The following is a 12418-nucleotide window of genomic DNA, read 5'->3' as shown; positions in this document are numbered from 1 at the left end:
CCTGTCCTTTGGTAGGAGACTCTAAACCTGCAATTAAGCGTAATAGGGTAGATTTACCGCATCCAGAAGGACCTAATAGAGTCAAAAATTCACCATCATTGATTTCTAGAGAAATATCTTTAACAGGAATGACATCAGAACGATATTTTTTTTGTAAGTTTTGTAATGTTAGTTTTGCCATCTTATAGTAGATTGTTGCAATGTTTGCTACAGATAATACCGTTTTTAGCAAAAATCTATCTAGCTTAACCCCGATTCCCGTAGTAAAGAATTAAAAAGTAAGAGTGATTTTCCGTTAAATACCAATGACTAATGACTAATGACCAAATCTGAGTAAAGTATATTGGAGTGAGCTTAAGGCTGAATTTGATTAACTATATGGAAACAATTTTTTTTATTGTAGAACCGAGTCTAGCAGAGGTTTCAATTAAGGGAAACCTAGAACAATTTTTAATTGTCTTGTCTGTCTCTTTAAGTGTGGCGACAATTTCGCGAATTTTTAGCTGGTTTCGGCAAATTCCCTATACTCTACTCTTGGTAATTGTGGGGTTAGGATTGGCTTTTGTTGATATCAGACTGGTTAACTTATCTCCAGAATTGATTTTAGAGATTTTCTTGCCACCTTTACTGTTTGAAGCAGCCTGGAATATACGCTGGCGCAGTCTTAAGGATAGCCTTATTCCAGTAAGCTTATTTGCAATCGTCGGAGTGGTTATTTCTGTAGTGGGAGTAGCGTTTCCTCTAAGTCAATTTACCGATTTATCTTTAGCTACTGCTTTACTAGTAGGTGCGAGTCTATCTGCTACCGATCCTGTCTCTGTAGTAGCATTATTTAGGGAATTGGGGGCTAGCAAGCGTCTGACTATCCTCATGGAAGGGGAAAGTTTGTTTAATGATGGAGTCGCTGTAGTTGCATTTCTTCTATTGGTGAATATTCCCTTGGGAGATGGAGGCTTTGGAGTTTCGACGATTGTAATCAAGTTTCTTACCTTTGTTGGTATTGGTTTGGGTATTGGTAGCCTGATCGGTTTTGGTATTTCCTATCTCACTCAAAGATTCGATCTGCCCTTAGTAGAACAATCTTTAACTCTGATCTCCGCCTACGGTACTTATCTAATTACCGAAGAATTGGGCGGATCTGGAGTAATTGGAGTAGTTACTGTGGGGATTATTTTGGGTAACTTTGGCTCTAGAATTGGTATGAATCCCCGTACCAGATTGTTAGTTTCCGAATTTTGGGATTTTCTGGCATTTTTTATCAATTCCATTGTCTTTTTGTTGATTGGCGACCAAATAAATTTTGCCAGCTTACAAAAAAACTTAGATCTAATTGTAGTTGCGATCGCATCAGTGTTAGTTACTAGAGCAATTGTTATTTTTGGTTTGGGCAATCTTAGCAATCTATTGAGTGATGTTAAAACCAACTGGCGCGAGCAAACAGTACTCTGGTGGGGCGGTTTGAGGGGTTCGGTATCTATTGCTGTTGCCTTGAGCGTACCTGTTATTTTAACTGGCAGACAAGAAATTATCGATACGGTTTTTGGCGTGGTTTTATTTACTCTCTTGGTGCAGGGATTATCTACTAAATGGTTGTTGCAAACTTTAAATCTCATTGGCGATCAACCCTTAAAACAAGAATATTCCGAATTACTCGCCCGTAAAGTGGCTTTAGGGAGGGTTGTTAAGTATCTCGATAATAATGAATTGGCTTCCGAGATCGATCCCGAATACTATCGCTACCAACAAGGATTAGTCAAAGGACAACTCAAAAGTATTGAAGATAAAATCGACACCATGCAGCGAGAACATGAAAATTTGCGCTCGCTCACTATGGAACAACTTCAAGAACAGTTATTAGATATTGAAGCGGATACCTACGCCGAATTTATTCGGGCTGGCAAACTAAACGAAAATCTTTCTCCCGTCTTGCAAGAAATTATGGCTAAAGCAGGAGAGTAGGATCTAGGGCTTTGCCTTCTACAGTGAAGGGCAAAGCCTTAGATTGATATCTGTAAAGCATGGAATTTTTTGGGGCTGTCACTTACGAGCAGATTTGGCGATCGAAACGTCAATCTTGCCTAGATAAATACTAAAAGCAATTAAGAAATGCTCTAGAATTTTGATTGTCCAGGGTGCATCTTCAATTGTACTAAATTGATAGTAATTAATAATTAGATATATTTTTTTCTCTAGATCTGGTTTTGATTCGGGACAAATCAAAATTAATTTAACCAAAATTTTAGCTACCTGTGCCGTACCTAAATTGGCAATTAGCTCTGGAAAAACTTGAGGTTTTGTTGATAAATCAGGATCGATAATTAAAAAACTAAATAGTTGACGACAAGTTTGTAAAATGGAACTATTATTTAATGGCTTATAATCAGAATCAGGAAAAATATTTGCTAATTTAATTTTTAATCTTTTAGTAAATTGATAATTACTATTTCTTGGTTTAATATCTTGAGCGATAAAGCGAAATAAATCTTGTTTGAATACTCCATAGGAGTTACGTAATTTATTGTTTGCGACAAAATGCCTAGTTCTCTCAATTAAAGTTTTGTCGCCATGAGTTTTACCAATATATTGTTTTAAAGCTACTCGAAAAGATTTTTCTGAGAGTAAGGAAGGATTATCTACTTTAGTAATAACTTTTTCTTTACCTCTAGATAATAATTTTAAGCGAGCTACTTCCTTTAAGCGAAATCGATAAATAATGTGTCGCGATAACTTAATTTCAAAATCTTTTTTGCGTTGCTCGGCTAAAATTTTGAGGTACTTATTTAACTCTTGTAATTCGGAATCATGGGGTAAAACATATTCATAGAAATAAGTATAGCGAGGTAAATAACTATTAACTAAAGTAGAATTATATTTCTCATTATTAGATATCTCATTTGTAGCTATTACCTGGAGAGTAACGCGAGCATTTTTTGGTGGTTGGAGAATGTTAATTAATACTTGAAGCTGAAAAAAAGCTGAAGATTGCTGATAATTTTTGATTAACTCTAAAAGTTGTTTGCGGCGACGATCGTAAGAAGAAGAATTATTAATAATTTCTAAGATTGCCAAGAGTTCTGGAATTTTAGATAAGGATTCGGGATTTCCTACCCAACAGTCTAAAATCAAATAAAAGCAGTGACTAAAAATGCGATCGAATTGTTGTTTGACCAGAGGAGAAAAAATAATTTTTTCCAATGCTTTTACTACATGGCGATCGCTACTTTTGCCCCGAACAAATAGGTTTCTAAATTCTTGAATTAATATTTCAGGAGATTGATGCCTAGCACAATTCCAAAGATAACTGTAAACTAGCTCTGTCTCTTGTTCTATGGACTTGAGGGAACTATTGATGTCTCTAATCACTGGTAACCAAAAATATGGGAATTCATGCCATATCTTAACCTCAGTTTGATAATTGACAAGCTATAGGAACAATAGTTACGATGGTTTTAGGAGTTATCTATTAACGGTACTTAAAGCAAAGATTTTTAGTTTTTCTGGTTCTTTTCTAATTTTGTTCCGCATCGTTTGCAAAAAATAGCATCGGGATCGTGACGCTGTAAATTACAGTTAGTACATTTTTGTTCGACAAGATTAGCCGTTTTAACTACTTGTCCGATTAATTCGCTCAACTGCCAAGGAATAAACAGAACTCCCGTAAAAATCATCAATAAAGTCATCACTCTTCCTGCTTGAGAAAGAGGAGTTACATCTCCATATCCTACAGTCGTCATGGTCACGACTACAAAGTAAAAAGCATCAAAAAAGTTTTTTAAGCGATCGCTATTAACTTGATGTTCTACTTGATAAATTAATCCTGCATAAACAAAAATTAAAGTAAATAAAGTTAAAAAGATTCGTACGAAAACTATAGTATCTTCATTAGCAATTCCTAATAACTTTGTTTCAATTTTCCAAAATCTAACAATTCTTAACACTCTAAACCAACGAAATATCCTGAGAAAACGGATATCCATCCAACCCAAAAATAGAGGTAAAATAGCGAGAAAATCAATTAAACCAAAAAAACTAAACAAGAATTTACGCGGATGTTCTGACGACCAAAAACGTAAAATATATTCTAAAGTAAAAGCTAATAGAATTATTAAATCTATAACTCCTAAAATTTTTTGTAGAGTAAGATTAATCGGATAGGTTTGAACGACAAAAATTGCTGAAGATAATAATATAAAACTCAGAATCGTTAAATTTAGCCACAAGCCAAAAGTAGTTTCTGTATCTTCAAAATAGAAAGCTATTTTTTGACGAAGCGATCGCTTGTTGCAACTTTTATCTTCAGTCACGGAGATCTTTTCTGACAACACGGAAAAATTATAGAAATAATCTTTTTTATTTTATGATTAAATTATTCTTTTCAGGCGATCGCTTTAACTAATCACAACAAAACTAAGCAAAAGCAATCCTTACTTTAATTAACTGATATACTACCATTGCCCTTTGACTTGTCTAATTTTCGTTTGGGAGGATTTACACCACTATTTTCCTACTTACCCTTGTTATTTTCTGATTCGGCTATAATCACCTCGACAGGACGTAGTAATTTCGATTCGATAGTAAAACCTTGACGAGCAATTTTAACAATGGTATCTGCTTCGAGGTCTTCTCTTGGTTCGCGGTCTACTACTTGGCAAATACTATAGTCTGGCTTATTGTCGGGTAATGCGATCGCTTTTACTTGTCTTTTTGCCAGGATTCCCAAAAGCTTATTTTTAATAGTGCCTAAAGATTTGGGCAACCGTTGATAGAATTTAGGATTTGGTTCGGGGTTTTCTGCTAAATAATTGAGAAAAAAATCTAAAGAATCAAAAACTTCTAATAACTCTAAAAAAAGTTCTTCTCGAACTGATTCTGTATGCTCTGCTTGTTGTTTTAAAGACTGCTTGAGAGACATCTTTTCTTTTAACAAATCACCTAATTCTTGCTGTAGCTTATCTTTTTGAGCTTGAGTTATTTGAAAAGTTAAATTTTTATTTTTATTCATGATATTTTAAGCTAAAAAAATATAGATGATTCTTAAGCATCTATATCAATAAACTTGCTCCTAATTCTTTATCTATGTCTGAAATTGAATCTAAAGCAGCTATTTCTTCAGATAATTGATTGAATTCTGCTAATAGCTCTAAATTTTCTCTGGGACTATCTAAAGAAGCAAAATCGCTTTTGGTAAAATGTTTGACAGCAGGAATAATAGGACGTAAATAATCAGCAATAATCCTAGTTTGAGGATTCATCAGACTTTTTCTAGCTTGGGCAATTTCTTTCGCAGAATATTTACGACGTTTAATCGCCATAGTAAAAGCGATAGTAATTTCTTTGTTAGATGAAGTAGGAGATATTTCTAAAACATCATAGGGATTGGGAATCATTCTAATTAATTTCCGTAAAATGAAACAGAGTGGGGATTAACTTTTTAATCCCCGTTATATCATTTCTGGTGAATTATTTGATGTAACTTTCCGTTTCTAACTCTAGATCGCGGTGAACCTTGCCATTTTGACTACGATCGCCTTTGCCAGAATCTTTGGGTTGACGCTCGCCTTTGATATAGGACTCTAAACCTTTAATGGTGATATAAAGAGAAGGAACGATAAATAGACTTAAAGCCGTAGCAAAGAGCATTCCCCCAAATACTGCCGTACCTAAAGACCAACGACTAGAAGCCCCCGCACCCGTCGCCACAACCAAAGGATAGAAACCGACTAAACTGGAAATAGCAGTCATGAGAATTGGACGGAAACGTTCTTGTCCTGCCTTAATTGCTGCCTTAACGTTATTGAGTCCTTGTTCTTTGAGTTGGTTGGCATATTCGACGATGAGAATGGCATTCTTACTTGCCAAACCGATTAACATTACCAACCCGACTTGGACGTAAACGTCATTATTGATGACAGGCCAAATACTACCAGCTTGTAAGATATTAGCTCTAAACCAAATTGCTGCGATCGCACCTAACACTGCTAGAGGTACGGTGAGCATAATGATAATTGGATCGACGTAGCTTTCATATTGGGCAGCTAAGACTAAGAATGCCATTAACAAGCCGAAACCAAAAATTAGTGCTGATTGTCCCCCTGCAGATTTCTCTTCTAAAGCCGTACCAGTCCACTCGTAACCCAAACTAGCGGGTAATATTTCTGCTGCCACTTCTTCCATTGCTTGAATCGCTTGTCCTGTACTATAGCCTGGGGCGGGAGATCCTTGGATTTTAATCGCACGGAATAGATTGTAATGGGTAATAGTTTGAGGACCAGTGAATTCCTTTAATTGAACTAAAGTACCCAGGGAAACTAACTGTCCGCTATTAGAAGTGACATAGAGCTTGTTGATATCCTGAGGGTTAGAACGGAAATCCCCGTCAGCTTGGACGTATACCCGATATTGTCTTTGTCCGAGAACAAAATCGTTGACATAGCGCGAACCCAAATAGGATTGTAAAGTATCGAACACATCATCGATATCTACCCCCAATGCTTTAGCGCGATCGCGATTTACTTCTACTTCTATTTGGGGAGTATTAGCAGCAAATTGAGTAAAAGCTGCACCAATTTCTGGTCGAGCATTAGCAGCTCCAATCATTTTATTCGCATTTTCGACTAAGACGGAGATCGGCAAACCGCGACGATCTTGCAGTTGAAATTCAAAACCGCCAAAGGTACTCAAACCTCTAACGGGGGGCGCGTTAACCGCAAACGCCCTACCACTATCGATACCTTGAAAAGAGCCATTCAGACGACCTAAGATGGAATAAATTGACTGTTCGGCGTTTGGTCGATCCGCCCAAGGTTTGAGTTTGCCAAAGACAAAACCGCGATTGCTGCCGTTACCTTCAAAACCAAAACCACTGAGGGTAAAGTAACTTTGGATGTCTTCCACTTCGCCGATTTTATCCCCTACTTGTTTGACAACATTTTGGGTGTAGTTGAGGGATACCCCATCGGGGGCTTGAACGATAGTAAAGAAGTAGCCCTGGTCTTCTTCGGGAATAAAACCAGTGGGAACGATGTTGTAGAGGAAATAGGTAAATAAAATTAAAGCAGTAAAACCAGCCAAGACAAAAGGACGAACTACTTTTCTGGTTAGGAAAGTAATTGCTTGGGTGTATCTAGCAGTAACCCAATCGAAGATCCGATTAAACAGATTAAAAAACTTGCCTAAAATTCCCCTTCTTTCTTTAGCAGGGCGCAATAAAATACCCGCCATAGTGGGGGAAAACGTAAGAGCGTTAAAAGTAGATAATGCGATCGCAAACACAATCGTCAGAGCAAACTGTTTAAAAATTACCCCCGTCGAACCAGGAAAGAAAGACACGGGAATAAATACTGCCGCCAATACTAAAGAAGTGGCAATTACTGCCCCACTAAGTTCGTTCATCGTATCGATCGCCGCAATGCGAGGTTTCATGCCTCGTTCTACTTTGGTGGCAATTGCTTCTACTACCACAATCCCGTCGTCTACTACTAACCCCGTCGATAGTACCATCGCAAACAGAGTTAGAGTATTGATTTGGAAACCAAAGATATTGAGAAAACTAAAAGCACCGATCAAAGATACGGGAATGGCGATCGCAGGAATGATTGTCGTGCGCCAGTCTTGTAAGAAGATAAAAATAATTAAAACTACCAATAATATCGCTTGGACTAGAGTTTTAACCACCTCTGTCATCGACACTTCTACGAATTCCGTAGTATCCAGAGCAATTTCATAATTCATTCCTGGGGGAAAGTCGTTAGAAAGCTCTGCCACAAGTTCTTTAACCGCACTGCCTACATCTAAAGCATTACTGCCAGGAAGTTGGAAAACCCCCATCCCCACGGCGGGCTTACCTTTGAACTCCGCAGAAGTATCGTAATTTTCCGCACCTAATTCTGCCCTACCAATATCTTTGAGCTTAATTAGATTGCCACTCTCTCCAGTGCCAACAACTAAATTCTCGAATTCCTCGGCACTTCGTAACCTACCCAAAGCCTTGAGTGTAAATTCAAACTGTTGATTGTCTGTAGTGGGCTGTTTGCCGATACTCCCCGCCCCCACTTGGATGTTTTGTTCTTGGAGGGCATTAACTACATCTTGCGCCCCTAAACTACGGGCTGCCAGGGCATCGGGATCGAGCCACAAGCGCATGGCGTATTTTCGTTCCCCAAAAATAACTGCTCGTCCTACCCCTTCAATTCTTTTAACTCGGTCTACTAAATAAAGGTCGAGGTAGTTACTTAAAAACAAGTCGTCATATTCATTATTCGCGGCATAAAAAGCAATCCCCAATAAGAGATCGGGAGAAGACTTTTGTACCGTTACCCCAGTTTGTTGCACTGGTGCGGGTAATTGAGGCTCGGATAATGCTACTCTATTTTGAACGTTAACCTGAGCGATATCTCGGTCTGTATCGGGAGGAAAGGAAACTACAATATTACTGATACCGTCGTTACTAGTATTAGAAGAGATGTAACTCATCTTTTCCACACCGTTAATTTCTCGCTCGACGATGTTGGTTACATTAATCTCTGCGGTTTCGGCATCTGCACCAATATAAGCGGAAGAAACTTCTACTTGAATTGGTGCTACTTGGGGTAGTTGGGATATAGGCAACATCGGGATGCTTATCGATCCAACTAGGACGATAATCGCAGCACAAACCGTAGTTAGTACTGGTCTTTTAATAAAAGGATCGGCGATACTCATATTATTAAGGGATGACGGGGTGATGGGGTGATGGGGTGACGGGGTGATGGAGGGAATTATTCTCCTAATCTCCTAGTCCTCTAGTCCCCCAGTCTTGAAAAAAGGAATAGTGTTATTCGTCAACTAAGTTAGTCTCAAGGCTAGTTACAGATTCAGTTTCGGTATTAACAGGAGTACCGTCTGCAAGGTTGAGAATGTTGGTAGTAATTAATCGATCTCCTGGTTCTAGACCAGAGATAACTTGGTAAGATTGTCCTTGAATCGCTCCTAACTCCACACCCCGCTGTTCTGCCACGATCGCTTTACTGCCATCTTCTTGTTCTTTTTCTACCGCCACAAAGACAAAGGTTTTTCCAGCAATGCGCGATACGGTTTCGGTCGGAATTAATAGTCCAGAATCTTCCGACCAAATAATTCTCGCCCTAGCAAAACTATCATCTCGGAGTCTGCCATTATTGTTGAAAGCTGCTTTAACTAGTATTGCTTGACTGCTGCGATCTGCTCTAGGAGAGATAAAACTAATGTCTCCTTCTGCTAAAGCATTGCCCTGGCGATCGGTAATTTCTACAGGCAAACCTAGTTTTAATTGAGATGCTTGTTCTAAAGGTACGCCTATACTTAGTTCTAAAACATTATCTTGAGTAATGCTGGTAATGGTATCCCCAATATCGACAAAATCTCCCACCTTGGGTTGAATGTTGCCAACTACACCGCTAATTGGCGCAGTAATGCGATTTAGCTCCAAATTTTCCCTAGCAATGTTGACTCTCGCTTGAGCCTCTTCTAAAGCTGCCTCTTGTCCTGCGATCGCCGATCTAGCAGAGGCAACTCTTTCTTGGCTGGCATTAAGAGCTTTTTGACTGGAGTTGAGGGCTGCCTTGAGAGCATCGGTTTGAGCTTTAGCTGCATTCAAATCTTTGGTGCGATCGTCTAAATCCTGTTGGGATTGCGCTCCTTGTTGGACTAAAAATTTAGTTCTTTCGATATTGGTGCGCGCTAATTCTAATTCTGCTTCTTGTTCTCTTAAGTCTGCCCTACTTTGCTCTACTGCTGCTTGGGCTGCTGCTACTTCTGCTTCTGCTGCCCGCAATTCTGCTTCCACATTACCCAAATTAGCCCGTTGAATATTGACTTGCGATCGGGCTGCTTCTACTTCTCCTTGCTCTCGATTGAGTTGCAATTCAACGATTAAATCTCCTTGCTGGACTGTATCTCCTTCCCGAACGGCAATCTCAACAATTCTGCCATCTACTCTGGGGGCGAGGGCTACCCTTTGTTTGGCTTCCAAATTGCCTACATATTCCGAGCTAGACCGCACCTTAGCATTACTCAAGTCTTTTACTTCCACTGGCATTGCTGGTGGCGGAGCTTGGGCTTCTGGTTGTTTGCCACAAGCTGTCAATGCCAAAAATAATAACGATACACCTAAAGACTTTCTCCAGTGCATACTATTGGGTGCCATAAGAATATAAATAAATTATTAAATCTTTATCTATAATATGACCCGAATAGACTCTTATTTACAAGTAGGTACTGAATAGTACTATAGTTACCTAATGGTTTCCAAAAAATCCCAAGAACCCCTCCTTAATGATGATTGCCCCCTCCGCCAAGTTATTAATATCATTGGCGATAAATGGACTTTGCCAGTTTTGTATGTTTTGACTCAAGGCACGAAAAGGTATAGCGAGCTACAAAGAGAGATTCCCGATATCTCCAAAAAAATGCTTACTCAAACTTTAAGAAAATTAGAATCAGACAACATTGTCAAGCGGACGGTTTATCCCGTTGTCCCGCCTAAGACGGAGTATAGTTTAACTGAGTTTGGCAACAAATTGATCGAGCCATTGTGCGCCCTGGCAGACTGGGCGGAAGAGCATAAACAAGAACTACAGTTAATTTGTGAAAATCGCTTGGAGAAAAGTAAGAAATAATTGAATCGATTTTTTCGATCTACTGAAAGAAATAATTCTTCCAGAAAGCTATAAGTATAAGTTTTCTATTGTCAATTTTAGTTTTAAAATTCATATAGTTTACTTTTCGCAACAAAATAAATTTTAAGCAAAAAAATAACGCTAAAAATAGGTTTTCAGGCTATAATCGATCTAGCAATAGGGACTATAGTGCCAAAAATATTTTAAATCCATCAAACCCTTGTATTTTGGTAGTCATATTTCCTTATTGAGAATGCGATCGCTTCAAAACCGCAAAAAGCATTTTTTTTAAAATAAATTTTTATTACAGAAACGTTACGCAAACTTTACCTTGATTTGACAAAATAGCACTTTGTTGCTGTGGGAAGAATTAACTTTGTACGTTTAAAATGTGAAATCACTGCCCACTAAAAGCTCAAGATAAACTTTCTGCAATCGAATTAAAGTAATGAAAATTGGCAAATTTAAACTACTAGATCGAGCGACCTTGGGTTTATCGGTGATGAACCTGTACATTACCAGAGAGTTGCTCTTGCCATTTTTGTTTGGGATGGGAATTTTTACTTCTTTGGGTTTATCGATTGGGGCGGTATTTGAATTAATTCGCAAGGTGACGGATTCAGGATTGTACTGGGGAGTAGCTTTTAAGGTTTTAATTCTAAGAATGCCCGAATATATTGTTTTTGCCTTTCCCATGTCAATTTTGCTGGCGACTTTAATGGCTTATAGTCGTTTGGCTAGCGATAGCGAATTAATTGCTTTGCGGAGTATTGGAGTCAATATTTATCGCCTAATTTTACCCGCGATCGCTTTTAGTTTGTTGATCGTGGGTATTACTTTTTTCTTTAATAACTTTGTCGCTCCTACCGCCAACTATCAGGCTGAGGTGACCTTAAAAAAAGCATTAGGTAAAACTCGTCCTGACTTTGAAACTGAGAATATTTTATTTGACGAATATCACGATATTGAAACTCCCAGCGGTGGCAAAAGAGAAGTATTATCTAGGCTATTTTATGCCGAACAATTTGATGGGGAACAAATGAAAAACTTGACTGTATTAGACCGTTCTCAACAGTCTGTCAGTCAAATTGTCGTAGCGCGATCGGCTAAATGGAATGTATTAGAAAATATCTGGGATTTTTATGATGGAACTATTTATTTAGTCGGCGTTGATGGTGGTTACAATAATGTGGTGCGCTTTCAACACCAGCAATTGGCTTTACCTCAAACTGCTTTAGATATTACTAAAAAAGGTAAGGACACCAATCAAATGAATATCTTTGAAGCACAAGCGTTTTTAAAAGTCATCAAACATAGTGCTGACGAACAAAGAATTCGTAAATGGCAAGTTCGCATTCAAGAAAAAATAGCAATTCCCTTTGCTTGTTTGGTGTTTGCTCTGATCGGCACTGCATTGGGCATCAAACCGCAAAATTCTGGCAAAGCAACCAGTTTTGGTATTTGTATAGGCTTGATTTTTGCTTATTACTTACTTTCTTTTATTAGTCAATCTATGGGGATTTCTGGAGTACTTCCCCCTTGGGTAGCAGCCTGGCTGCCTAATTTTTTAGGCTTAAGTGCAGCTAGTAGTTTGTTATTACAGTCCGTTGAGTGATTGTTGAATCGATTGAGTAAATTCTTTAATTTTATTAATGTGTTGGTAAATTGTGTTATTCTAATTAGTGATTCGGACTCATGCGGTAATAACGCCCAAATCTTGTCAGGACCGGAAGGTAGCAGCAATACGGGATGCTTATCACAGGCGTGATATCCGAATCATTTTT

Annotated in this window: 10 protein-coding genes and 1 other RNA gene; 4 read left to right on the top strand and 7 right to left on the bottom strand. The window is 38.3% G+C overall.

Translation table 11 applies throughout. The features are described from left to right. A partial coding sequence (locus AC33VI_RS01955; RefSeq protein ID WP_491780590.1) for an ATP-binding cassette domain-containing protein occupies window positions 1–181 on the bottom strand: 181 nt, incomplete at its 3' end. 197 nt (window positions 182–378) lie between these two features. Here AC33VI_RS01955 and AC33VI_RS01950 point away from each other — a divergent pair. After that, window positions 379–1959 carry a cation:proton antiporter gene (locus AC33VI_RS01950; protein ID WP_491780589.1) on the top strand — a complete coding sequence of 527 codons (1581 nt, stop codon included), beginning with the start codon at window positions 379–381 and terminating at the stop codon, window positions 1957–1959. A gap of 78 nt (window positions 1960–2037) precedes the next feature. On the opposite strand, the gene AC33VI_RS01945 is transcribed toward AC33VI_RS01950, so the two are convergent. The 6 genes from AC33VI_RS01945 to AC33VI_RS01920 form a co-directional block, all read right to left on the bottom strand. After that, window positions 2038–3363, bottom strand: coding sequence for a Sll1247 family protein (locus AC33VI_RS01945; protein WP_491780588.1), 1326 nt, complete (start codon window positions 3361–3363; stop codon window positions 2038–2040). Between the two features lie 125 nt (window positions 3364–3488). Continuing rightward, window positions 3489–4304, bottom strand: a complete 816-nt coding sequence (locus AC33VI_RS01940) for an ion transporter (RefSeq protein ID WP_491780587.1) — start codon at window positions 4302–4304, stop codon at window positions 3489–3491. Between the two features lie 200 nt (window positions 4305–4504). After that, window positions 4505–5002 carry a nucleotide exchange factor GrpE gene (locus AC33VI_RS01935; protein ID WP_491780586.1) on the bottom strand — a complete coding sequence of 166 codons (498 nt, stop codon included), beginning with the start codon at window positions 5000–5002 and terminating at the stop codon, window positions 4505–4507. A 40-nt stretch (window positions 5003–5042) separates the two neighbouring features. Further along, window positions 5043–5387, bottom strand: a complete 345-nt coding sequence (locus AC33VI_RS01930) for a J domain-containing protein (RefSeq protein ID WP_491780585.1) — start codon at window positions 5385–5387, stop codon at window positions 5043–5045. Between the two features lie 73 nt (window positions 5388–5460). Further along, on the bottom strand, window positions 5461–8700 hold the full coding sequence (locus AC33VI_RS01925) for an efflux RND transporter permease subunit (RefSeq protein WP_491780584.1): 3240 nt from the start codon (window positions 8698–8700) through the stop codon (window positions 5461–5463). Between the two features lie 112 nt (window positions 8701–8812). Beyond that, window positions 8813–10162 carry an efflux RND transporter periplasmic adaptor subunit gene (locus AC33VI_RS01920; protein ID WP_491780583.1) on the bottom strand — a complete coding sequence of 450 codons (1350 nt, stop codon included), beginning with the start codon at window positions 10160–10162 and terminating at the stop codon, window positions 8813–8815. A gap of 94 nt (window positions 10163–10256) precedes the next feature. On the opposite strand from AC33VI_RS01920, the gene AC33VI_RS01915 reads away from it, so the two are divergent. The 3 genes from AC33VI_RS01915 (at window position 10257) to ffs (ending at window position 12415) form a co-directional block, all read left to right on the top strand. Next, window positions 10257–10634: a winged helix-turn-helix transcriptional regulator gene (locus tag AC33VI_RS01915; protein ID WP_491780582.1), complete on the top strand. Its 378-nt coding sequence runs from the start codon at window positions 10257–10259 to the stop codon at window positions 10632–10634. Between the two features lie 448 nt (window positions 10635–11082). Next, on the top strand, window positions 11083–12249 hold the full coding sequence (locus tag AC33VI_RS01910) for an LptF/LptG family permease (RefSeq protein ID WP_491780581.1): 1167 nt from the start codon (window positions 11083–11085) through the stop codon (window positions 12247–12249). A 69-nt stretch (window positions 12250–12318) separates the two neighbouring features. Further along, window positions 12319–12415: signal recognition particle sRNA small type (gene ffs / locus AC33VI_RS01905), an RNA gene on the top strand. Window positions 12416–12418: the final 3 nt, after the last annotated feature.

The organism is Waterburya sp., from assembly GCF_058530065.1.
This window is presented reverse-complemented; position numbering and strand designations above follow the sequence as displayed.

What these genes read in the sequence shown, in the direction of transcription:
- AC33VI_RS01950 (WP_491780589.1), top strand. Translation starts at nt 379, where the DNA reads ATGGAAACAATTTTTTTTATTGTAGAACCGAGTCTAGCAGAGGTTTCA.
- AC33VI_RS01935 (WP_491780586.1), bottom strand. Translation starts at nt 5,002, where the DNA reads ATGAATAAAAATAAAAATTTAACTTTTCAAATAACTCAAGCTCAAAAA.
- AC33VI_RS01930 (WP_491780585.1), bottom strand. Translation starts at nt 5,387, where the DNA reads ATGATTCCCAATCCCTATGATGTTTTAGAAATATCTCCTACTTCATCT.
- AC33VI_RS01925 (WP_491780584.1), bottom strand. Translation starts at nt 8,700, where the DNA reads ATGAGTATCGCCGATCCTTTTATTAAAAGACCAGTACTAACTACGGTT.
- AC33VI_RS01920 (WP_491780583.1), bottom strand. Translation starts at nt 10,162, where the DNA reads ATGGCACCCAATAGTATGCACTGGAGAAAGTCTTTAGGTGTATCGTTA.
- AC33VI_RS01915 (WP_491780582.1), top strand. Translation starts at nt 10,257, where the DNA reads ATGGTTTCCAAAAAATCCCAAGAACCCCTCCTTAATGATGATTGCCCC.
- AC33VI_RS01910 (WP_491780581.1), top strand. Translation starts at nt 11,083, where the DNA reads ATGAAAATTGGCAAATTTAAACTACTAGATCGAGCGACCTTGGGTTTA.